18 protein-coding genes and 4 pseudogenes are annotated in these 23520 nt (G+C 59.8%); 8 read left to right on the top strand and 14 right to left on the bottom strand.

The window, feature by feature from the left end; all coding sequences use genetic code 11:
* Positions 1 to 4 precede the first annotated feature (4 nt).
* The gene (gene gatC, locus MLPF_RS04540; RefSeq protein WP_045843352.1) at positions 5 to 304 is read right to left on the bottom strand and encodes an Asp-tRNA(Asn)/Glu-tRNA(Gln) amidotransferase subunit GatC; all 300 of its coding nucleotides are present in this window, start codon (positions 302 to 304) and stop codon (positions 5 to 7) included.
* 152 nt (positions 305 to 456) lie between these two features.
* On the opposite strand from gatC, the gene MLPF_RS04545 reads away from it, so the two are divergent.
* On the top strand, positions 457 to 1113 hold the full coding sequence (locus tag MLPF_RS04545; protein ID WP_175266454.1) for an ACT domain-containing protein: 657 nt from the start codon (positions 457 to 459) through the stop codon (positions 1111 to 1113).
* Positions 1114 to 1115: 2 nt separating this feature from the next.
* On the opposite strand, the gene ligA is transcribed toward MLPF_RS04545, so the two are convergent.
* The 8 genes and pseudogenes from ligA to MLPF_RS04585 all read right to left on the bottom strand — a co-directional run bounded on the left by ligA (position 1116) and on the right by MLPF_RS04585 (position 11477).
* Positions 1116 to 3200: an NAD-dependent DNA ligase LigA gene (gene ligA / locus MLPF_RS04550; protein ID WP_045843334.1), complete on the bottom strand. Its 2085-nt coding sequence runs from the start codon at positions 3198 to 3200 to the stop codon at positions 1116 to 1118.
* Positions 3201 to 3258: 58 nt separating this feature from the next.
* A complete protein-coding gene (locus MLPF_RS04555; protein WP_045843335.1) occupies positions 3259 to 4272 on the bottom strand; it encodes a uroporphyrinogen decarboxylase/cobalamine-independent methonine synthase family protein in 1014 nt (337 codons plus the stop codon).
* Between the two features lie 1162 nt (positions 4273 to 5434).
* On the bottom strand, positions 5435 to 6511 hold the full coding sequence (gene mnmA / locus MLPF_RS04560) for a tRNA 2-thiouridine(34) synthase MnmA (RefSeq protein WP_045843337.1): 1077 nt from the start codon (positions 6509 to 6511) through the stop codon (positions 5435 to 5437).
* Positions 6508 to 7698, bottom strand: coding sequence for a cysteine desulfurase family protein (locus MLPF_RS04565; RefSeq protein ID WP_045843338.1), 1191 nt, complete (start codon positions 7696 to 7698; stop codon positions 6508 to 6510). Before MLPF_RS04565 ends, mnmA begins: the two co-directional genes overlap by 4 nt.
* An 8-nt stretch (positions 7699 to 7706) precedes the next feature.
* Positions 7707 to 8498, bottom strand: a pseudogene (locus tag MLPF_RS04570) (lysophospholipid acyltransferase family protein).
* A 46-nt stretch (positions 8499 to 8544) separates the two neighbouring features.
* Positions 8545 to 9441 (bottom strand): annotated as a pseudogene (locus tag MLPF_RS04575) (GNAT family N-acetyltransferase).
* Positions 9442 to 9671: 230 nt separating this feature from the next.
* Positions 9672 to 10628, bottom strand: coding sequence for an electron transfer flavoprotein subunit alpha/FixB family protein (locus MLPF_RS04580; protein ID WP_045843339.1), 957 nt, complete (start codon positions 10626 to 10628; stop codon positions 9672 to 9674).
* Positions 10629 to 10676: 48 nt separating this feature from the next.
* A complete protein-coding gene (locus tag MLPF_RS04585; RefSeq protein ID WP_045843340.1) occupies positions 10677 to 11477 on the bottom strand; it encodes an electron transfer flavoprotein subunit beta/FixA family protein in 801 nt (266 codons plus the stop codon).
* 227 nt (positions 11478 to 11704) lie between these two features.
* Here MLPF_RS04585 and MLPF_RS04590 point away from each other — a divergent pair, with 227 nt between their 5' ends.
* The 5 genes from MLPF_RS04590 (at position 11705) to MLPF_RS04610 (ending at position 16440) form a co-directional block, all read left to right on the top strand.
* A complete protein-coding gene (locus MLPF_RS04590) occupies positions 11705 to 12538 on the top strand; it encodes a class I SAM-dependent methyltransferase (protein ID WP_045843341.1) in 834 nt (277 codons plus the stop codon).
* Positions 12535 to 14103 (top strand): 1,4-alpha-glucan branching protein domain-containing protein, encoded by a 1569-nt coding sequence (locus tag MLPF_RS04595; RefSeq protein WP_045843342.1) that lies wholly within the window; start codon positions 12535 to 12537, stop codon positions 14101 to 14103. The genes MLPF_RS04590 and MLPF_RS04595 overlap by 4 nt, the downstream gene beginning before the upstream one ends.
* A 97-nt stretch (positions 14104 to 14200) precedes the next feature.
* The gene (locus MLPF_RS04600) at positions 14201 to 15445 is read left to right on the top strand and encodes a glycosyltransferase family 4 protein (RefSeq protein ID WP_045843343.1); all 1245 of its coding nucleotides are present in this window, start codon (positions 14201 to 14203) and stop codon (positions 15443 to 15445) included.
* Positions 15446 to 15821: 376 nt separating this feature from the next.
* Positions 15822 to 16217 (top strand): hypothetical protein, encoded by a 396-nt coding sequence (locus MLPF_RS04605; protein ID WP_045843344.1) that lies wholly within the window; start codon positions 15822 to 15824, stop codon positions 16215 to 16217.
* 73 nt (positions 16218 to 16290) lie between these two features.
* Complete coding sequence (locus MLPF_RS04610) at positions 16291 to 16440, top strand: hypothetical protein (protein ID WP_156147158.1); 150 nt, start codon at positions 16291 to 16293, stop codon at positions 16438 to 16440.
* Positions 16441 to 17252: 812 nt separating this feature from the next.
* Here the strand turns inward: MLPF_RS04610 and MLPF_RS04615 are convergent.
* Positions 17253 to 17926 (bottom strand): annotated as a pseudogene (locus tag MLPF_RS04615) (TetR/AcrR family transcriptional regulator).
* Between the two features lie 339 nt (positions 17927 to 18265).
* Positions 18266 to 18532 carry a hypothetical protein gene (locus tag MLPF_RS04620; RefSeq protein ID WP_156147159.1) on the bottom strand — a complete coding sequence of 89 codons (267 nt, stop codon included), beginning with the start codon at positions 18530 to 18532 and terminating at the stop codon, positions 18266 to 18268.
* 335 nt (positions 18533 to 18867) lie between these two features.
* Here MLPF_RS04620 and MLPF_RS04625 point away from each other — a divergent pair.
* Positions 18868 to 19758: pseudogene (locus MLPF_RS04625) on the top strand (fumarylacetoacetate hydrolase family protein).
* Between the two features lie 71 nt (positions 19759 to 19829).
* Here MLPF_RS04625 and MLPF_RS04630 read toward each other — a convergent pair.
* Positions 19830 to 20045 carry a hypothetical protein gene (locus MLPF_RS04630; RefSeq protein WP_045843346.1) on the bottom strand — a complete coding sequence of 72 codons (216 nt, stop codon included), beginning with the start codon at positions 20043 to 20045 and terminating at the stop codon, positions 19830 to 19832.
* A gap of 446 nt (positions 20046 to 20491) precedes the next feature.
* Positions 20492 to 21229 (bottom strand): acyltransferase, encoded by a 738-nt coding sequence (locus MLPF_RS04635; protein WP_045843347.1) that lies wholly within the window; start codon positions 21227 to 21229, stop codon positions 20492 to 20494.
* 278 nt (positions 21230 to 21507) lie between these two features.
* On the opposite strand from MLPF_RS04635, the gene MLPF_RS04640 reads away from it, so the two are divergent.
* Complete coding sequence (locus tag MLPF_RS04640) at positions 21508 to 22764, top strand: outer membrane protein assembly factor BamB (RefSeq protein ID WP_236685087.1); 1257 nt, start codon at positions 21508 to 21510, stop codon at positions 22762 to 22764.
* On the opposite strand, the gene MLPF_RS04645 is transcribed toward MLPF_RS04640, so the two are convergent.
* Positions 22765 to 23445, bottom strand: coding sequence for an esterase (locus MLPF_RS04645; RefSeq protein WP_045843348.1), 681 nt, complete (start codon positions 23443 to 23445; stop codon positions 22765 to 22767).
* Positions 23446 to 23520 lie beyond the last annotated feature (75 nt).

Here is a 23520-nt window from a genome sequence, read left to right on the forward strand (position 1 = left end):
CCGGTCATTCGCTGTCCCCCAGGATCTGGGGGACAGCGAAGCGGCCGTAGATGACTTCGGGTGCTTCGGCCAGCGCCTGCTGCTGGCTCAGGCACGGAACAGTCTCGTCCGGGCGCGTGATGTTGACGTCTTTGAGCGGGTTGTCAGTGGGTTCGACGCCGGTAACGTCAACGGCCTGAATCTGGCTCACGTGGGCCAGAATGGCGTCGAGTTGACCAGAGAAGCTGGCCAACTCGGTATCGGTCAACACCAGCCGGGCTAGCCGGGCCAGGTGCAAAACCTCATCGCGGGAGATCGGGGACACACGCGAAAGCCTACCTAGCCGCGAACGTGAAGCTGGCCGCACAGTCATCACCCAACAGGAAACTAAACGCGCGCTCGTCGGCAGAGACGGCCCACCGGTCAAACCCCCGGGTGGAAATGCCGCTTATCCAACGCTGTGCAACAGTGTTGGCCGTGCCTTCCTATCTGCTGCGCATCGAGCTAGCGGACCGCCCAGGCAGCCTGGGCTCACTAGCTGTGGCGCTCGGTTTAGTGGGCGCCGACATCCTGTCGCTAGATGTGGTTGAGCGCAGCGGTGGCTACGCGATCGACGACCTTGTCATCGAGGTTCCACCCGGGGCAATGCCCGACAAGTTGATCACTGCCTCCGAATCACTTCCCGGTGTCCGAGTGGACAGTGTTCGTCCGCATAGCGGTCTGCTGGAAGCCCACCGCGAGCTGGAGTTGCTCGATCAGGTCGCCGCGGCCAACGACAACGCATCCAAATTGCAAGTGTTGGCCGACGAGGCGCCCAAGGTGCTGCGGGTGAGCTGGTGCACTGTGTTGAGCAGTTCGCAGGGAAAGCTACTCCGCCTCGCCTCTAGTGTTGGCACACCAGAGACTCGGGCGAATTCGGCACCGTGGCTGCCGATCGAACATGCCGCGCCACTCGACGGTACCGCCGAGTGGGTGCCACAGGCGTTGCGCGATATGAACACCACCATGGTCGCCGCACCGTTGGACGACCCACACACCGCAGTAGTGCTGGGCCGCCCGGGCCCGGAGTTTCGGCCGTCAGAGGTGGCTCGACTAGGGTATCTGGCCGGAATCGTGGCCACCATGCTGCGCTGACGCTAGTCGACGACTTGCTGCACCGGAGGTCCCTGCTCAAGCAAAAGGCGAAACCCGTCTTCGTCGAGGATCGGCACCCCGAGCTCGATCGCCTTGTCATATTTGGATCCCGGCAAATCGCCAACGACCACGTAGGCGATCTTCTTAGATACCGCACCAGCGACCTTGCCTCCGCGCGCCACGATCGCTTCCTTGGCGTCGTCACGGGAAAACCCTGCTAACGAACCAGTGACCACGATAGTCAGCCCCTCGCATGTGGGCGGCACGCTGGTGTCGCGTTCATCGACCATCCGCACCCCTGCAGCCCGCCACTTATCGACAATCGCGCGATGCCAGTCAACGGCAAACCACTCGGTAACCGCGGCCGCGATGGCGGCCCCTACCCCTTCGACGGCAGCCAGCTGCTCGGGGGATGCGGCCAAGATTGCGTCAATACTACCGAACTCGGCGGCCAGGGCTCGCGCAGCTGTTGGCCCGACATGCCGGATCGACAACGCCACCAGCACTCGCCACAGCGGTGCGGTTTTAGCTTTGTCGACGTTAACTAACAACCGTTTGCCATTCGCCGACAGCTTCCCTGCCTTGTTCCGGAAGAGCTCGGTGCGTAACAAATCATCCTCGGTGAGGGTGAACAGGTCTCCCTCACTGGTGATCACTTGCGCAGCCAGCAACGCCACGCCGGCCTCGTAACCCAATCCCTGGATGTCCAGCACGCTGCGGCTAGCGACGTGAAACACTCGCTCTCGCAGTTGCCCCGGGCAGCTCCTGGCATTGGGGCAGCGGATGTCGGTATCGCCTTCCTTTTCTGGCGCCAAAGTAGTACCGCACTCGGGACACGTTGTAGGCATGACAAATTCGCTTTCGGACCCGTCACGCAAGTCAACCACAGGTCCCACAATTTCGGGAATCACCTCGCCGGCCTTGCGGATCACCACGGTGTCACCAATCAGCACACCTTTGCGTTTAACCTCAGAAGCGTTGTGCAGAGTCGCCTGCCCGACCGTCGACCCGGCAACCTTCACCGGCGTCATGAACGCAAACGGCGTAACCCGCCCGGTGCGGCCAACGTTCACCCGGATGTCGAGCAGCTTGGTCTGCGCCTCCTCGGGTAGGTACTTGTAAGCGATGGCCCATCGTGGAGCTCGCGAGGTGGAACCCAGCCTGCGCTGCAATGCCAACTCGTCGATTTTGACCACTATCCCGTCGATTTCGTGGTCCACCTCGTGACGATGCTCGGCCCAGTATGCGATGCGTCTCTGGACGCCAGCTATGTCGTTCACCAACGTCGTATGATCGGACACCGGCAGCCCCCAGGCCCGTAACGCTAGGTAAGCCTGGTGCTGGGTAGCGGGGCGAAAGCCTTCGATGTGCCCCAGTCCATGACAAATCATCCGCAGCGTACGGTGAGCCGTGACCGCCGGATCTTTCTGACGCAGCGAGCCCGCCGCGCTGTTTCGTGGGTTAGCGAACGGATTTTTGCCCTCTTCAACGAGGCTCGTGTTAAGCGCTTGAAAGTCCGTTACTCGGAAGAACACCTCGCCGCGAACCTCGAGAACCTCTGGTATCGGGTAAATATCGCTGACGGTTAGCCGTTCCGGTACATCTTCGATGGTCCGCGCGTTCAGCGTTACGTCTTCGCCGGTGTGACCATCACCCCGAGTCGTGGCGCGGTTCAGGAGTCCATTCCGATAGACCAACGACAATGCGACACCGTCGACCTTGAGCTCACACAAATAATGGGCGTCATTACCGATTTCTCTGCGGATGCGAGTGATCCAGGCGTCGAGTTCATCCTCACTGGAGGCGTTGTCGAGGCTGAGCATCCGTTCGAGATGTTCGGTCGCCACGAAATCAGTCGTGAAGCCGGCACCGCCTATCAGCTGGGTAGGTGAATCGGGTGTTCGCAGCTCGGGATGCTGTTCCTCCAGCACGGTGAGCCTGCCTAGTAGAGCATCAAACTCCGCGTCAGAGATGATCGGTGCGTCACGCACATAGTAACGGAACTGGTGTTCACGCACCTCTTCAGCCAGCTTTCGCCACTGCCGCAGCAGCTCGGGTCCGATAGGGTCAGCTTCGGGCGAACTCACCCTCGCAGGCTAACCGAGCAATCCGACACACGACTGGGCCGCTGGTGCGCCGGCGCGACTATATGGTTTCTGGGTCTTGGGCAAACGCTTCGGCGGCCTTACACGTCAGCTCGATCGCGGTGGATGCCCAGTGCGGCGTCGCACCCGCCAGACCACATGCCGGACTGACGCCGATGCGATCGCGCAGCGCTGAGCGGCCAAAGCCGAGCCGATCGGTCACACCGACAACTGCGGCGGCCACCTGCTCGACCGACGGCAGCCGTTTCGGGGCGGTTACGGGCACGACGCCCAACACGACCGTGCGGCCCGAGTCGACGAATGCTGCGATGCCATCCAAATCCGCTGCCCGTAGCACGTTGACATCTACCGACACCGCTCTAATAGCGCTGCGCTGCAAGAAGTGCCATGGCAACTCCGAAGCACAGCTGTGCAGCAGTACGTCGGAACCCACGGTCGCGACGCAACTGTCGAACAGCGTTGCCGCCAACGCTTCGTCGAGTGGGGCGACCGGGGAAAACGCAGTCACCCCAGTCAGCAGTCCCCCCAATGCCGCCGGCAGCGACACCTCGTCGAACTGCACCACCACCGGTGTGTCGAGTCGCCGTGCCAGAGCCGCACGGTGAGCGGCAACACCCTCGGCTAACGATTCCGCCAAGTCACGCACGGCGCCGTAATCAGTGATCGCCCGGTGGCCGTTGGCCAGTTCTAGCCCGGCTGCGAGTGTAATCGGCCCGGGAGCCTGTACCTTGACGACACGCCCTCGGCTACGCAGACCGGCTGTCTCCCATGCCGCTTCGAAAGCGTCCATATCCTCGTCTAGCAGGCTAAAGGCCCTTCGTGTCACTGCACCGGGCCGTGCGGCGATTCGGTAACCGCGCGGCACAGTGTCGATGGCCACGTCGATAAGTAGCGCGCCTGCCCGTCCGAGCATGTCGGCACCCACTCCTCTGGCGGGCAACTCGACGATATGGGCCAGCGCGCCCGCCAACTCGCCGACGACAACTTCTGCAGCGGGGCACGGGGATAAGCCAGGCCACGATCCAACACCGCTAGCCGTTGCGAAAACACTCATCCGGCAACCGTATTCGACATCGCACCGACCGTCGCTCGCCAGGGTATCTGTTCTGTTGCGCGAGCCGCCCTACAACTAGCAAAATTTTACGCAGCAGCTGTTGTATGCGACACAGTCCTCCCCTATGGACGACATCACCGTAGACGTGATCCCCAGCCACAGCTACGCGGTCGGCGACAATCTAGCGACCACCCCTGCAATGGTGCCCCTGTCCAGACCGCGCTACGAACCCGATGTCGAAGAGTGCCAGCACACAGCTGTCCATTACCCGCCCAAAGTGGGTCCCCCTCCGAAGGTAGCGGGGAAACAGATCGACTACCCCCTCTTTGTCAGACTCAGCCTAGCCGCGCGCGCAGCTACGCAAAGCCCCACAAGCCAAAACCCTGGTCAAAAGCCACCACTGACGACGAGATACTCATAAAAGCCGGCCGCCACAGCCAAGACCAACCTCCTGTCCGATGATACCGCAGAGCACGCTAGATATAAGACGACACTGTACATGTACTGGATATTCGCCAGCTTCACAAGGCTCCCTGTACCTCGACTGGTCCGCGAGGCAGCCGCCCCCTGATACCGATTGACAACGCAGTCGAGGATCAAATCACGGAGCTGGCCAGCACAAATTACGAATGGGACGGCAACTATCAGTAACGGAGAAGTCAAGATTATCACGACGAGCGCGATTACGATCGTGGAGCCGACAGCTGCATATATCGATTAGAAAAATCGCGTGATAATGCCACTCAGTCAATATTACAAATTATGATTGGGAGGTCCCCAGTGTGCGACATTGGTCACTAAGGGCGCTGGGTCCGCCACCACGGGAGTCCAGCAGTGGCTGGCGCAGCCGGTGGTCCCAACGCTATACCCGAGACCGCTTCATAGGCGCTCATGGTGGTGGCCACGCGAACATGCACGTTACCCGAAACGCTCAACCGAACTGCAGTCCGCACCGACACCGGGTCAGCCGCCGCAGGCGATCCATTCCCATGTCGCCTCCCCCAAAAAATCCCACCATCCATCGACTTCGTGTCCGTCAAAGGTCAAACAGTACAGCACCAGTCTCTGACCGCGGCGATTCACATAACCGCACGCAAAACTCGTAACAGACCATGCAGCCACCGCATTGGCGGGTTTCACCCCAAAATCGCTTTGCCAGCTATCACGCCGACATGCTGGCAATAGTGGCGCTGCCGAGCACCTCGTCCCCGTCCGGATCCGAGCGGTACAGCACCAACATCTGGCCGCGCGCCACACCGCGCAGCGGTTCGCACAACCTCACAAAAAGCTCGTTACCAATCAACTCAACGACCGCACCGGCAGTTTCACCGTGCGCACGAATCTGAACCACGCACTCAACAGGACCCAACGGCGCGGCTCCCCCAGTGAAGACCGGCGCCCGTCCGATCAGCGCATGCACATCGAGGTCGGCCGCGTCACCCACATACACGGTCGCGGTGTCAGCGTCAATCGCCGTCACATAGCGCGGACGGCCATCCGGTCCTGGCCCGACGATGCCCAAACCCTTGCGTTGGCCTACGGTGAAACCGTGCACTCCGTCATGCTCAGCAAGCACCGTGCCATCCGCGTCAACCACACTGCCGCGACGCATCCCAATGCATTCACCCAGAAAAGCACGGGTGCTCCCGGACGGGATGAAGCAGATGCCGTGACTGTCAGGCTTATCAGCGACTAGTAAGCCGCGGCGGGCGGCCTCCGCACGAACCTGCAGCTTGAGAGTGTCACCGATAGGAAACACGGCGTGGCGCAACTGTTGAGCGGTCAATACCGCCAGCACATAGGATTGATCCTTACCCCGGTCGACAGCACGACGTAGCCGCCCACCGGACAGCCGCGCGTAGTGGCCAGTGACCACCGTATCGAAGCCCAACATTAAGGCTCTGACAGAAAGCGCCGAGAACTTGATCCGCTGATTGCACTGCACACAGGGGTTAGGGGTTTCCCCGCGAGCATACGCGGACACAAAATTATCGATAACATCTTCTTGGAACTTCTCGGCGAAATCCCAAACATAAAAAGGGATCCCAAGCACATCGGCGACACGGCGCGCATCTGACACGTCTTCTTTCGAACAGCAGCCCCGTGACCCGGTACGCAGCGTACCGGGAACGGTAGACAGCGCCAGGTGCACACCCACCACATCGTGTCCGGCGTCGACCATCCGGGCAGCAGCGACCGACGAGTCGACACCACCGCTCATCGCAGCGAGAACTTTCACACCCCAACACCCCCGGCCCCTGCCGCGGCCAGCGATGCTCGACGGGCGCGATCCACCACCCCCGGCAGCACTCGCAGCACCTCATCAACGTCGCCCTCAACATTTGTGTGCCCCAACGAAAGACGAAGCGATCCGCGTGCACTAGCCGGGTCGGCGCCCATCGCGATCAATACGTGCGAAGGCTGCGGAACACCGGCGGTGCAAGCCGATCCAGTCGAGCATTCGATTCCTTTGGCGTCCAACAGCATCAATAGCACATCACCTTCGCAACCACGGAAGATGAAGTGCGCGTTTCCTGGAAGGCGCATCCGATCGCAGGCACCGTTGAGCGCAACGTCATCAATTGTGGCCAGCACACCTTCAATCAGGCGGTCACGCAACACCTGCAACCGGATACTGTTGATCTCCAATCCGTCCACCGCGGTCTGTGCCGCCGCTGCCATTCCAACAACACTGGCGACATCGATTGTACCGGAACGAATATCGCGCTCCTGTCCACCGCCATGCAACAACGGCACACAGCTGACGTCACGGCGTAGCAGCAACACACCCGCACCAGGCGGGCCACCAAATTTATGCGCAGCGACACTTATCGCCGCTAGCCCACTAGCACCGAACTCAAGCGGCAGCTGTCCCACCGCTTGGATCGCATCGCTGTGCATCGGCACACCGAACTCAGCAGCGACGGCGGCCAGTTCAGCAATCGGCATGACCGTGCCGACTTCGTTATTGGCCCACATCACCGACACGAGCGCGACGTCGTTGTGTCGCTGTAACGCCTCCCGAAGCTCGAACGCCGATACCGAGCCGTCGGCAGCGGTGGGCAACCACGTAATCTCCGCACCTTCGTGTTCGACCAGCCAGTTCACCGAGTCCAACACGGCGTGGTGTTCCACCTCGGTGGTGACGATGCGTCGGTGGCGCGGCTGTGCATCGCGACGCGCCCAATAGATGCCTTTGACGGCCAAGTTGTCGCTCTCGGTGCCGCCCGCGGTGAAAATCACCTCGGACGGGCGCGCAGCAAGTTTGTCGGCGATCAGCTCGCGAGATTCCTCGATCCTCCGCCGCGCCGCTCGCCCACTGGTATGCAGCGAGGACGCGTTGCCGACAGTGCCGAGCACGGTCGTCATCGCCTCGACGGCGGCGGGGTGCATCGGGGTAGTAGCAGCGTGATCCAAGTAGACCATGACGTGCCCTAGGATACCGGCGGATCAGAGCCTGCCGGACAAGAGAGCCTGTTGTTCACTTCCAGCCCCGACATGTCGAGGGTCCGCACCAATATACTGCCTACCCCCAGTAGCACCGCGAACTGACAGCGACGGGCCAGGGCCCGCCAATACGATACCCGGCAGCTGCAGAAATTCGACACGCATCTAGGCCAGCGTGCGACGCACGGTGGGCAGTCGGCGGATTGACCGCAAAAATGTATCGTCACCGACAAAGACCAGCATAGGTCGATACGCTCTCGTCGATGTCGATATGGTGATACATCAGTCAAATTGGCTGCACTGGACGACCGGTATCGATCACGGCGGCAACATTGCTGGACAGAAGAACCCACGCCATCGGTGCTATGACGTGGCGAGGCCGCACCAGGTAGTTGCCTTCAAGAAACACCACCATGGTTTGACCGGTGCGTAGCCGACGGACGACGGTACCGGACGACCTTAGGCAGCCGCCGCAACCTGAACCACTCGATCGGGATGATATTCAGAATGCGCGCTACGATCGCAATGGCTGGCCCGCTGGCCATATCGGCACGGGCGACGAAAGACCCCGGACATAGAGCCGATAGCGAAGACATCCAGCTAAAAATGTGGCTGCTGATTACGAGGACTCCGCCCAGGTTGCAAATCGGGTTGCCCAACATAGTGATTCGGACGCCGAAGCAGCGCAGCACCAACCGGCAATATGCGCGTTGCGCGTGCGTCCAACCCAGCAGCGTTTTATCCCTGCGCACACGGTTGATATCGCACGATGTCCGCAGCCGCCAAGCATGCCCACTGACCACGGGAGTGTTCTGTAAACTGATTTTACTGGGTCGCTCCGCTGATCTTCGCGCCAGCCATCTCTGCGGCCGCCGAAACCGACCAGTCGCTAAAGTATAGTGGTTTTCGGCGTACCACTTTGTCCAGCAGTACGCAGAAATCCCCCGAACCAAAGTCCGAGTTGTACGCCGGCTCCCCGCAGACCCGTGCTCCCAGGCACAGGTAGCCATGCATCAGCTGGCGGAACTCTGGCCGTTGCGGCAGCGGAATATCGTCGACGCCCATGCCCTCCACGTGCACTGGGCGCTACGAGGTACACTCGATGCTGCGGCGAGACCGCATGACGCCGCAACAAAAAGTAACGAACGCCACATATCAGTCTAGGTGAAGCATAATCGCCCGAACCATCCCCATAACCTGCGATCGGGACCGACGCACAAACGGAACTGTGATTGTATGCCATATCGATCCAGATAAGCCAGAATGCCCGGCTCACATCAGCATCACCACGCTACCGTTGCGGTGACCTTACGCATACCACGGCGCAGCCCATCTCGACCAACGACGACCGCAACTAATCGAATGAACGAATATCGAATTCCGTCAAGGCATAAAGGCCTCTTGCCACAATGGTACCCTGCGGGGATAGCATTCGATAACAACCCCACCAGATCGCCGGTGTGGTCGTCGCACATCACCAGGTGGGCACAAAACTGGTCGAACAGTTCGACATCCAGGTGCACCCCACCTTAGCTCAGAGTTCGCCCGCCGGCACAGCAAAGCCGGGCGTATTATTGATCACATCGTAGCGGAGCCGCTATACGCAGCTTCAACGAGAGTGGGTTCGGGGGTGGACAGCAACAGAGAATAACGCGACCTGACAGACGAACTTGTCGCCGTGCTATGGGGCTTCTCGCTGGGTATCTGCCAGGGCAAAAGCAATACTCATACCAACAAGATGACTATAATCATAAGCTAATCGACATCAGTCCTGTGACGTAACAGTGCACGTTGTATAACAAAATGTCGTGAAAAAATGTCACTTTGTACCGCACGAATAGGCGACTTTCGAATGCGGTACCACATGCGGTATTGCATTTACCGATTGTGCCATGGTTCCCGATGGCACGCATGTGGAGGATGCGCACCACCACAGGCTCGCGCGAAAAAACCTAGTTCTTACGAGCCTTGATCCCGTCGGTCAGCTGTGGCGCTACCTTAAGCAAGTCACCAACGACACCGAAGTCCGCGATCTCGAAGATCGGCGCTTCCCCGTCCTTGTTGACCGCAACGATAGTCTTCGAGGTCTGCATGCCCGCCCGGTGCTGGATCGCCCCGGAGATACCCAGCGCTATGTAGAGCTGGGGCGACACGGTCTTGCCGGTCTGGCCTACCTGGAACTGACCCGGATAGTAGCCGGAATCCACCGCGGCACGCGATGCTCCAACCGCAGCGCCCAGCGAGTCGGCCAGCGCCTCGACCACACTGAAGTTCTCCGCACTGCCAACACCGCGGCCGCCAGACACCACGACGGTGGCCTCGGTCAGCTCTGGGCGGTTGTCGACAACCGCGGGCTCACGGGCGGTGATCTTGGTGGCGTTCTCGGCAGGAGCGGGCACTTCCACGCTGACCTGCTCCCCTGCCCCCTCGGCTGGCTGCGCCTCAACAGCCCCAGCCCGTACCGTGATCACTGGGGTGTCACCGTTGGCCTGTGCCTCTACAGTGAACACACCACCGAAAACGCTATGGACACCCACCGCCCCTTCTCGAACGTCCACGACATCGACCAACAGACCGGATCCGATCCGAGCCGCCAGCCGGCCGCCGATCTCCTTGCCATCGGCGGTGGCGGCCAGCAACACAGCGGCTGGAGCCGATGATTCGGCCAACGCAGCCAGCACATCGACCACCGGCGTGATCAAGTATTTGTCGGCGGCGTCGGACTCGGCGACGTAAATTTTGGTAGCGCCAGCCGTCTTTAAGCCGTCAACTAGCGGCGCGGCCGTTCCCGGCGTGCCGACCACAACGGCAGCAGGCTCGCCTAAAGTTCGGGCGGCGGTGATCAATTCAGCGCTGACCTTTTTCAACTCACCTTCAGCGTGCTCGATAAGCACCAGTGCTTCAGCCATTGATAATATCGCTCTTCTCGTCTCGGGGATTAGTTTGTAGCGCTCGTCTTAGATGATTTTCTGAGCAACCAGGTATTGCACGATCTGATTACCGCCATCGCCCTCATCAGTGACCTTCTCACCCGCAGTTTTGGCCAGCTTGGGCGTCGACACCAACACCGTCGACCCGGCGTTGGCCAGCCCGACCTCGTCGGCCTCGACACCGATCTCGGCCAACGTCAACACTGTGATTTCTTTCTTCTTGGCGGCCATAATGCCTTTGAAGGAGGGGAAGCGTGGCTCGTTGATCTTCTCGTTCACACTGACCACCGCGGGCAGTGCGGCCTCAAGGGTAAATACGCCTTCGTCCGTTTCGCGTTCGCCGGTGATTTTGCCGCCCTCAACCGAGATTTTGCGCAAGTGGGTGAGCTGCGGCAGGCCCAGATACTCGGCAATAATCGCCGGAACCACGCCGCCAACGCCATCGGTGGATTCGTTTCCGGCGATGACCAGTTGAGTGCCTTCGATAGTGCCCAACGCGCGTGCCAGCGCCCACCCAGTTTGGATCACATCCGAGCCGTGCATGCCGTCGTCCTTAATGTGGACGGCCTTATCAGCCCCCATCGACAGAGCCTTGCGGATTGCCTCGGTGGCACGCTCTGGTCCCGCGGTCAACACAGTCACCGACCCCTCGATGCCGTCGACGGCCTCTTTCTCGCGGATCTGCAACGCCTCTTCTACGGCGCGCTCGTTGATCTCGTCTAGCACCGCGTCAGCAGCCTCGCGGTCCAGGGTGAAATCGCCGTCAGTCAGCTTGCGCTCTGACCAGGTGTCTGGGACCTGCTTAATCAGGACCACGATATTCGTCATAGGTGTGGTTCGTCCTCCTCGAAGACGTCCCGCAGGCCTCGACTGCAGGACCTCGGTCACACGTTTCGCAACCATACAGCCCTGTTACTGTTCGGTAACTTCGTACGGTATTCCCTCACACCATAGCGGGTCGCATCTGCGCAATTGCCCGCTGCTCCTCACCACCGTTAGCGCAGACGGCTCTAGCGGTTCGCGAATCGAGCGGTTCGGGTTAGCCTGCCTTAACAATGAGCGCATTCGTTCCCGACCGCATACCTGACTACCTATCGTCAATCGACTCCACCGCATTCCACGGCATGCTAACGCTGACAGGTGAACGCACCATCCCCGATCTGGATATCGAGAACTACTGGTTCCGCCGCCATCAGGTGGTTTACCAGCGGCTGGCGCCGCGCTGCAGCGGCTGTGAGGTTCTCGAGGCCGGCTGCGGCGAGGGCTACGGGGCCGATCTGATCGTCGACGTTGCCTATCGGGTCGTTGCGGTGGACTACGACGCGGCCACAGTGGCCCATGTCCGTAGCCGTTACCCGAGGGTGCAGGTTATGCAAGCAAACCTGACTGAGTTGCCGCTGGCCGACGCTTCGATGGACGTCGTGGTGAACTTCCAAGTCATCGAACATCTGTGGGATCAGGCCCAGTTCGTCAGCGAGTGCGCCCGAGTTCTACGTCCTTCGGGGTTACTGATGGTGTCCACCCCGAACCGAATCACCTTTTCACCGGGCCGTGCCACATCGATCAACCCGTTTCACACCCGTGAGCTGAACGCCAGCGAGTTGACCCAATTGCTGATCGACGCGAATTTTTCCGAGGTAGCCATGTACGGGTTGTTTCATGGACCGCGCCTGCAGGAGATGGATGCCCGCCACGGCGGCTCCATCATCGACGCGCAAATCGCACGTGCGGTGGGCAACGCACCATGGCCGCCCGAACTGATGACAGACGTCGCCGCGGTTACCGCTGCCGACTTCGACATCATCGAGGCCTCAGCTGGCCCAGCGACCAGCTATGGTCGGGACGTCGATGAAAGTCTGGATCTAATCGCGATCGCGGTGCGCCGATGAGCACCTCCGCAAGCCCAGTACCCGGTCTGTTCACCCTGGTGCTACACACCCACCTGCCGTGGCTGGCCCATCACGGCCGCTGGCCGGTCGGTGAGGAATGGCTCTACCAATCTTGGGCCGCGGCCTACCTGCCGCTGCTGCAGGTGTTGCACACCTTAGCTGATGAAAATCGGCACCGGCTGATTACGCTCGGAGTTACGCCGGTGGTGAACGCTCAACTCGACGACCCCTATTGCCTCGACGGTATGCATCACTGGCTGGCGAACTGGCGGCTGCGCGCGACTGAAGCGGCCAGCGTGCAGTCCGGTTCGGAGTCGAAGCCGTCGTGCACACCGCAAGCGTTGCGGGCCTTCGGGGCTCGCGAGTGCGTCGAGGCACAGCGGGCACTCGAATATTTCGCTACTCTGTGGCGGCACGGCGGCAGCCCGCTACTGCGTAGCCTAATCGACGCCGGGACAGTCGAGCTGCTTGGCGGCCCGTTAGCCCACCCATTCCAACCGCTGCTCGCGCCGCGGCTGCGCGAGTTCGCGCTGCGCGAAGGCCTGGATGACGCGTGGCTTCGGCTGGCGCACCGGCCAACCGGAATATGGGCGCCGGAATGCGCCTACGCCCCGGGAATGGAACACGACTACGCGGCCGCGGGCATCACTCACTTCATGGTCGACGGTCCGTCAATGCACGGCGATACCGCACTGGGCCGACCGGTTGGCGACACCACCGTGGTCGCGTTCGGGCGCGACTTACAGGTCAGTTACCGGGTGTGGTCGCCGAAATCTGGCTACCCCGGACACGCTGCCTACCGCGATTTCCACACCTACGACCACCTCACCGGTCTCAAGCCGGCCAGAGTCACCGGGTGCAACGTGTCATCTGCGGCCAAGGCGCCCTACGATCCCGAGCGCGCCGACAAAGTCGTCGACGCCCACGTCGACGACTTTGTCGGCGTGGTCCGCAGCCGACTCGTCGCCGAGTCCGAGCGCATCGGGCGGCCCGCTCACGTGGTCGCCGCTTTCGATACTGAGTTGTTCGGCCATTGGTGGTACGAGGGGCCGATCTGGCTGCAGCGGGTGCTGCGCGCCTTGCCCACCGCCGGGGTGCAAGTGGGCACACTTAGCGACGCCCTGGCGGGCGGGTTCGTCGGCAATACGGTTACGTTGCCACCCAGCTCGTGGGGGTCCGGTAAAGACTGGCAAGTATGGGCCGGCGACAAAGTCGCCGATCTGGTGCAGCTCAACAATGAAGTGGTCGACACAGCGCTGACTACCGTCGATAAAGTGCTAGCACAGACGACATCATCGGACGGACTTCTCCCTCGCAATCATGTCGCCGACCAGCTCCTGCGCGAGACGCTGCTCACCGTATCAAGTGACTGGCCATTCATGGTGAGCAAGGACTCAGCCGCCGACTACGCCCGGTACCGTGCCCACCTACATGCCCACGCCACATGGGAAATCGCGGAGGCGCTGGCATCGGGCCGACGTGACACCGCGGCGCAACTGGCGGACGGATGGAACCGCATCGACGGTCTGTTCGGTGCCCTGGACGCCCGAAGGCTGCCCCGGTGAGGACCGGTCTTCCCCGCGGACGTGCGTGTTTATACAGCAACACGCTGTTCTGCGTGGCATTTTTGGGACGTTCGCGCCAGCGGAGGGGACAACGCTCATGAAGATCCTGATAGTGTCCTGGGAATATCCGCCAGTGGTGATCGGCGGCCTCGGCCGTCACGTCCATCACCTATCGACGGCATTGGCCGCGGCCGGCCACGACGTGGTTGTTCTGTCTCGCCGCCCCTCAGGGACCGATCCCTGTACGCATCCGACCTCCGACGAGATCAACGAGGGTGTGCGAGTGATCGCGACCGCACAGGATCCACACGAGTTCACCTTCAGTGACGACATGATGGCCTGGACTCTGGCGATGGGCCATGCGATGATCCGCACTGGCTTGTCCTTAACCAGACATGGCAGCGAACTCCCCTGGCGTCCCGATGTCGTACACGCGCACGACTGGCTGGTGGCACATCCAGCCATAACGCTCGCCCAATTTTATGACGTGCCAATGGTGTCCACGATTCACGCGACAGAAGCAGGTCGGCATTCTGGCTGGGTATCTGGAGCACTCAGCCGTCAGGTACACGCCGTCGAGTCGTGGCTGGTACGTGAATCCGATTCGCTGATTACATGTTCGGCATCGATGGACAACGAAATCACCGAATTGTTTGGCCCTGGTCTAGCAGAGATCACGGTGATCCGCAACGGTATTGACCCGGCACGCTGGCCTTTCGCGGCCCGCCAGGCACGCACTGGACCGGCCGAACTACTCTACGTGGGGAGACTAGAATACGAGAAAGGTGTGCACGACGTCATTGCCGCGCTACCGCGGATCAGGCGCAGCTACCCCGGCACCACGCTGACCATCGCTGGAGAGGGAACCCAGCAGGATTGGCTTGTCGACCAAGCCCGTAAATACAAAGTAATCAAAGCAACCCGGTTCGTCGGGCACCTCAACCACAATGAACTGCTGGCAGCGCTGCAGCGGGCCGACGCCGCAGTGCTGCCGAGTCACTATGAGCCGTTCGGGCTGGCCGCCCTGGAGGCCGCCGCAGTCGGCACGCCGCTGGTTACCTCGAACATAGGCGGCTTGGGCGAGGCGGTAATCAACGGACAGACCGGGGTTTCGTGTCCGCCCCGCGATATCGCAGGGCTGGCTGCAATGGTGTGCGCAGTGCTCGACGATCCCGACGCCGCGCAACAACGAGCACGAGCTGCCCGAGAGCGTCTCACCTCCGATTTCGATTGGCAGACGGTAGCTCAGCAGACCGCACAAGTATACCTGGCGGCCAAGCGTCGCGAACGACAACCGCAGCCCCGGCTGCCTATCGTCGAACACGCATTACCGGATCGCTAGTCGATACCGCGTTAGAGCCGAAACGGCCGCATAGCATCAGGATCCAGTGTTACACTTCGGTTAGTATCCAGCGGTGTTGGCAACCTAAATGACTCGTCCCAGCAACGTCGGCTACACGATCATGGCACTGCTGTTGGTACTGTGGTTGGTCTAGTCGTTCTTGTATCCGCACCCAACCTGTACTGGCCCTCGTACGACTCAGTCGACTACACGCAGGGCGTTATACAACGCGGCCTCGGCGGCGACATACTGCACCTGTTTCCCGCCAGACACTAACTTCACTGGCCTGCATATCTTATATTGACTTTCATCAACATTTTTCATCGGAGGTTCGGTAGCGGCGGCAGTCAAGTTCGGCCGTTCCGAAAGCCGACCAATGCTGGCGCTGCTCATCGCTGTGCTGCCGTTTGGCTTCGCAGTCACAGTGTTCTCCGAGCATCCTGATCTTTTCACCGGGATAGCGCTGGCCAGGTTCGCCGTGACACTTGCCTCGGCGAAGATCGACCGGTCAATTTTGTTCTCCAGTGCGCCCCATACCGTCACCGTTGCGGTTCTGACGCTCGTGCACAAAGCGATCCCTTTGTTGTGCTCACTAGATACCGTGCTGTCCACTGTAACTCTCGCGGTACACAGTTCAATAAACATCCAGCGTCTTAGCGCGCCACTTACCGTCGCTCCCGGGTTGGCTGTCACGGTAACCACAGCATTGCTCGGGGCGCCATGGAATTTCGCCCAACTGTGTGCAATGGTAACGCACGGTGCCGTTGACTAATTGGCTGCGGGCAAGTTCTCCGCGGTCCAAATGCTTAATAGCCAGCACTTTAATACATCGTTACCACGACTAGATGTGCTGGAACAGCATCATTAACTTCGACCAAACGTTCAGAGAAGCCACCGGCGTCGACGTCGGACTGCTAGCTTCGACCGCGTGCGGGATTACCCTCTTGACAGCGACTGTCTTGGCCATCAACAACGCTTCCGACGTTCCTTTTTAGTGTTTCTGCGACCTGTTACGCCAGCGAATCTGGTGAGTGATGTTGGCCAGCGGTGCTCATGCTGCCAGTTTTTGCAACCTTAGTCGACTGAGTCCGGCGATGAGTCACCATCTCGTTCGACGCGGGCACGGTGTACTTGCTCTAAGCGAGTAATCAGCCCAAAGCCACTCAAGAGCCGACCCGACACACCCGCATCGTGTTCGCACTCAGGGTATTTTGTTGGCCTTGTTCCCAGTCGAGGCCGTCCCAAGACCTAGGGTCCCACCACAGGTGTGATTACTCGGACTAATCCAGCGTACGGGTAGCGGCTTCGGGTATAGCTTCGTCGCATCCTGCTACAATACTAAGTGATTTAGCAAAAACAGCCCGATCAAGAAAAATTAGAATACTGCCAACGAAGCCGCAGCACCGGGGCCATTTTTCCCTATCGCTACGACCTGTTCCTCGCTCCCATGTGGTTACCATTTTAGCGGCCTGGCAACCAAAGCGTGATGCTAACCCGACGACAGTCGATTCGTCGCCCGCTACAGACCATTTCGTGTCTAAGCCCCGCCGTCTGGTGTTCGCGACGCTCATGTCACCGGCCCCTACCGATAGTAGACCACCGTGGGCCCCGATTGTCGTTCGTCGATGACGGACTGACCTTCGGTACCAACGCACACGCGCCGATGTTTGCATACACTTTGAGCCAGGATTCAACGTGTCCTGGGACTGCACGACCACTCGGCGTTGACGGTGATCGTCACGGCCACCGAAAGCCTGGTCGACGCGCTCAAGGGATTTACGTAAGCGGGCCGAGTCAACGCTGATCGCTACGACACCTGCCAAACGACCTCCTGGTCGAGCGCATCGATACCAAGCGGCATGCTGCACAACCTGTGCACCTCCTCGGCGAATAGCCCGAACATCCTCAACAAATCTTCTGTGACGTGGTCTGCAGTTTGCACCTCGTCGCGCCCGGGTTCATCCTCGAGTAGTTCGCCGAGTACCAGCAGCACTTCTGCGGCGACCGCTATCGCCAGTCTCGGGTCTATCACCTGCAATCATCCGGCTGCGGTCGCGGCCGCAATGTCGCGCTTGGCGCGAGGAGCCAACCTTCGACCGGTGGTAATCAGGCGCAAACCGTGATTGAGAATGATTCGACTGTCCGGCCGATGAAACATCCGTCCAGTTAAGCGAAAACTAAACACGTATGTTTCCGCCCTATCGCCGATCGACGCCGTTAGCGCGTCGAACAAAACCCGGACGCATCGGGGGACTTCGTTAATAGCTGCTTCGAAGAGCTCCTCTTTACTCCCGAAATGGTTGTAGAATGAGCCGACACCGATGGCTTGGCTGATGTTTGTATTGGCACGTTGGGCATATCCGCGGCAATGAAAATGAAGTCTTGCTCAGCGATGATAAGTGTCGCGCGGGTGTGCTGCTGGCGCCTTTAAAAGCGATTGGGCGGCTTGTCGGCCCCAGATGCCTCCTTCGTCTTCGGCAACCCTTCGGGCAATGACCTACCTCATTTATGAGGATTTTTCACAATCTTTGACTGAAAAATTATTCTGAAGTGAAGATATCTTCAGCTCCAATATCCTGGAGGGTCACTTGATGCACGACGTAGGCGCACACAACAGTTTACACAACAATTGCAACGCCTTCACGGTTGAGCACTCCAAGGCGATCAACCTAACCCGTGATTAAAATGAATGATACCACATAACTCGAGTTCAAAAAGCCGGATCTGGAGCGCGCCGAAGAAACATTCACCAAGGCATTCGGATTCACCACTGCCGCGCAGCACGCCCGACAGTGTGTGCCTGCACGAAGCCGATACCGCCTAGCCTGAGCTACCGAACACCAGCCACGCAACCTGGCCCGACACCTGGACAGCCTGGCCATCAACCTGACCAATCCAAGCGGACTCACGGTCCGCATGGTAGCGGACACACACTACGCGATCCCTTACCGATTCAGACTCCCACATACCTTGAACTTTGGGCATGAACTTAAGTACGTCAACGCAACCCAGCACCAATCGGGCAACCCACAACGGTGCAACAGCTGGGACACCTGGTGCTGCAAACCACTGAATACCTGCGCACATTCAACTGGTACCTCCCCACCCTGGGAATGATCGTCAGCGATTTTCTGTTTTCCCTCGCAGCGCAACCGGTACCCCTTCATGAAGCTTCATCAGCTGCGATCACGACGTGACACCAAGTAATCCTCATACGCTGACCCTATCGTTGGGATCAGCGAACCACTGCCTGTACCTAGTACGCACGTGTGCGATCTAGATAGTTTGACGGCCTGCGAATAACAGCTCGGCGCCAGTACCAAACACCTACCACACGAAGCACTGTCAATCGTCAGCGCGCTGCGCGCCGACAATGAATTCGATTCCCACCGGCTGATGGTCCTGATGAAAGCAGCCAAGTCATGACCATCTCGATCCTGCGCACCGTTGACCCCTGGTGGGTGCAAATCACCCAGCGGCGCCGTCAAAGTCGCTACCTATGCGGCAAGCACCGGTGAATTGCTGACTGACTGCGCAGCCAGCAACGCCGCAGCCGACGGCAATGACGCTGTGTCTGTTGAGAACCTTCAGTTTGTCTCGCCAGTGACCCCACCGCGCCGAGTTGTGGCCCAGATGCCCAACATCACACCACACGTCAAAGACTCTGGCATAGAATCGAAGACAATCCCTTTGAAGTTCCTCCGCAAGGTGTCGGGTTCGATCAGTGGGCCATTCGCCGACGTCATAAAACCCGATCACATTCCGTTTCGGGACTACGAGGTCAAAATCATTTTAGTCATCTGCCGGGAGCTGCGCTTCGGTACCACTGTCACCGCAGTGAACTCGTGCGACTGCGTTGCAGGTCTGACAGTCACCAAGGATATGCCTGCTCTCGACATCCAGCTTATCAAAACCCATTTCTACGAGGACAAATCGTATCCGACGTTTAATCCTATGGGCCCAGCACTGGTGCTGCTAGATGGCGACGAGCAACGACCTGCGGCTGCGGTTGCAAGTCAACGGCCAAATACGCCCAGACATGATTTATTCATCGCTGCAAGGAGCTCACTCGGTTTCAGCACCTCCAACACAGAGATTTGGTGTTGACCGGCACGCCAATGAGCACTGTACTCCACCAAAAACTGTGCAAATCATCAGTTCTCTACTGCTGCCCGGGGTCAAGCGGAAGGCCTTCTTCAAGGGAGCAGGGCAACAAGGCCAAATACCTGGATCACGACAATATCGTTGAGATCAACATAGCCGCCGATCACACCGCGATCGACCTAGACACTCAACGTGCTGTGGTGCGGTAAAAGTGAACTGGTTACCCTGGCCCGTACCCGTCGTCAGCGCCTGCCCTACAGGTCTCACCGTGGCAAACTTACTAGTTTAGTACAGCATATCGTGTCTGCGCTTCGAACGGTGGGAAATTGCATACCCACGATCCAAGGCGGTACACCTTGACGACGAGATAAGGTGGATAGTCGAACACCCGAGCATCAGCAATGAACTCACCACGATAACGCAGCAAGCGCTGAGCCTTCGGCTTGTCGACAAGGACTTGCGAACACGGGCTCAGTTTTACCGCGATCCGACTCACAGCATGGCTTCTTGCAAGCCAACGTGTTCGATCAAACCGAACTTGAATAGCTTTTCCGTGTAAACCATTAAAAGCACAGATATTTTGCTTTCACAACAATGCTGAGGTCACTGACATTAGCCAGCGTGAACCCGGCGGTGCTCAAGTGAGGTTCATCGATCAGGTTAACGGCGGCAAGCACGTCATTTACGTCTGTGGGTTGCGACGGGGCACAGTTCCTGCTCTCCCAGGTAACCGAACCTACCCCGTCAACATCAAACAGTTCCTCCAGCTCCGCTTGCTCCTCACTTACCCACGTGGCTGGTAGGAGTGGCTAGCTTCCTCGACAATCTATTAAACGGCGTATGCTGCGCTGTGAATCCTCCTCTGGCCACTTCGCGCCTAGATTAAAAGGAACCGACCCAACAACTACGCTGCCAGGTAACGAAAGTAGCAGCCGGACGGACTTAGTATGCTGCCTTCTTACGTTCGATGTCGGCCAATGCAGCAGCCAGTTCGGCGCGCTGCGCGGCCGATTGCTCCCAAAACAACTTTCGATTCTTGACCACCTTGGCCGGTGATCCGACCGCGATCGAATAGTCAGGGATTACCCCACGAACCACAGCATGCGCTCCTAGCACGCAGCCCCTCCCGACTGAGGTGCCACGCAACACGGTCACCTTCGCAGCCATCCAGGTGTCCGGCCCAATGCGGACCGGAGACTTGACGATCCCCTGATCCTTGATCGGGATGTTGATGTCATCCATCCGGTGGTCAAAGTCGCATACGTAACACCAGTCGGCCATCAACGCCGACGCACCAAGCTCGATGTCGAGATAACAGTTGATAACGTTATCCCGGCCCAGTACTACTTTGTCGCCGAACCGCAACGAACCCTCGTGCGCACGGATCGTGTTCTTGTCACCGATGTGCACCCAGCGTCCAATCTCGAGCTGCGCGAGTTCGGGCGTCGCGTGAATCTCCACACCCTTACCCAAAAACACCATACCGCGGGTGATGATATGTGGGTTAGCCAGCTTGAATTTCAGTAGCCGCCAATAACGCACCAGATACCAGGGGGTATAGGCACGGTTGGCCAACACCCACTTCAGCGAGGCTAAAGTGAGGAACTTGGCCTGGCGCGGATCTCGCAACCGTGACCCGCGCCAGCGGCGATGAAGCGGTGCACTCCACATCGTCGTCATGACGGGACAGCTTAGCCCGGCAACGATGCGCGCCGAAACGGCGGGCGTGCCTACCTTCTAGCCAGAGGGCGGTAAAGCCAATCACGCGGGCGTGAGCCGCAACGGGCTACCCTCACCTGTACTACTCGATCGCTGCATTGATTGAACGGCTGGGTCCGTCCGAACGGGACCCACGTTGAATGAAGGATTTGAAAACCTGCGAAAGAATTACGGTGCGTGTCCACCATCTCTTCCCTAGACTTCGGCGTTGGTCGTCAGCGGCACTGACGACTGCACTCATGGTCGAGCTTGGCAGTTGCGGTAACACCGACTCTTGGGTCGACGCGTCGGCTGCTCAAGGCTGGCCAGCGCAATACGGCGACGCATCCAACAGCAGCTACACCGCAACCAGCGGCTCCACCAAGTTGGCGCTGCAGTGGACACGGTCAGTTAAAGGACGTTTGGCGGCCGGTCCGGCGCTTAGCGCGCGCGGATATCTCGCGATGAACGCACAGACTCAGGCCGGATGTTCGCTGATGGAGTGGGAGAACAACGACAACGGCCGGCAACGTTGGTGTGTTCGGTTGGTCCAAGGTGGCGGCTTCGGCGGTCCGTTGTTCGACGGCTTCGACAATCTGTATGTCGGCGAACCCGGGACGATCTTTTCGTTCCCAGTGACGCAGTGGACACGCTGGCGACAGCCGGTGATCGGGATGCCGTCCACCCCCCGCTTTCTCGACAACGGCCAACTGCTCGTCACCACGCACCTGGGGCAGGTGCTGGTTTTCGACACGCATCGCGGCATGGTGGTCGGTAGTCCACTGGACCTGGTGGACGGCGTCAACCCGACCGACCCGACGCGCGGGTTGGCCGATTGCGTATCAGCTCAACAGAGCTGCCCGGTTGCGGCAGCCCCTGCCTACTCGCCAGCCAGCCAGACGGTGGTGCTCGACCTCTGGCAGCCAGGCGCACCAGCCGCAGGGCTGGTCGGGCTGAAGTACCACCCAAGGCAGACGCCGCTGCTTGCCCGTTCATGGACCAGCGACGCCATTGGCGCCGGTGTACTCGCCAGCCCAGTCTTATCCGCCGACGGATCGACCGTCTACGTTAATGGCCGCGACCAGCGCCTGTGGGCACTGCACGCCGCCAACGGTAAACCGAAATGGTCGGTGCCACTGGAATTTCTGGCACAGACGCCGCCCGCAGTCACCCCGCAAGGATTGATCGTGTCCGGCGGCGGCCCCGACACTCGCCTAGCCGCGTTCAAGGATGCCGGTGACCACGCCCAGCAAATCTGGCGCCGCGACGACCTCACCCCATTGTCGACGTCGAGCCTGGCCGGTGTCAGCATCGGCTACACGGTGGTCAGCAGTCCACCCACAGCAGGCACACCTGGTATGTCGTTGCTGGCCTTCGATCCACGCAACGGCCACACCCTCAACAGCTATCCGCTACCAGCAGCCACCGGATATCCCATCGGGGTATCGATCGCCAACAACCGCCGGGTGGTAACCGTCACCAGCGATGGCCAGATCTACAGTTTCGCGCCCACCTAGTCAGATCGCTAGCGGTGGGATAGCGCTGCGGGGTACCCGGACTTGAGTGGCACCGGCAAAGCCCGGCAACACCTCACCTTGGGGGAAGTAGAAGATCAGCTGGTCGTCGGTTATAGCAAAGTTCTGGTAGTGAGACGGGTCGAGGCTGATGGAAGGCAATATCGCTGCATCTATCGCGTACTGCCGTTCCAGCTCACGCTGAACGACCGGGAAGATGCGGTCTAGCGGCATCGTACCAGGTGCAAACAGCGTGTCGAAGGTGATGAGCTGGCCGGTCCCGAGGTTGTAGTTAAACGCCTTGTACCAGGTGGACGGACGTGCACCACCGAGGTCCTGGAAGAACTTGAGCACAACACTGCGGGTAGTGTGTGGCGGTTGACCGGAGCTGTGCTGTTCGGTCGTCGCGTCCATTTGGTAGGGGTACTCGCGCACCCCAGAACCCTGAGCTACGTTGACGAACCCATCGCGGTTTTGGGTGATGTAGTCGGTTAACGCCTGTTGGTCGGGATAATCGACGGGAAAGGTCAGGTTGAGAGTGTACGTGGGACCTGAAGCATAGACATGACACATCTCGGCCGTCTGGACACCACCTAAGCTCGCGCACGATGACGGCGCTGCGGCCGCCGGCCAGACCAGCAAAACCGCAGATGCTAATACCGCGGCCGCCATCAGATAACGCATCGTCGAATTGTCCTCGCAGACCACATGAAGTCGGGTCGCCTCGCAAAGTGACCACCGCCAGCGTACCCGGGTATT

Source organism: Mycobacterium lepromatosis, from assembly GCF_000975265.2.
Classification (GTDB): Bacteria; Actinomycetota; Actinomycetes; order Mycobacteriales; family Mycobacteriaceae; genus Mycobacterium; species Mycobacterium lepromatosis.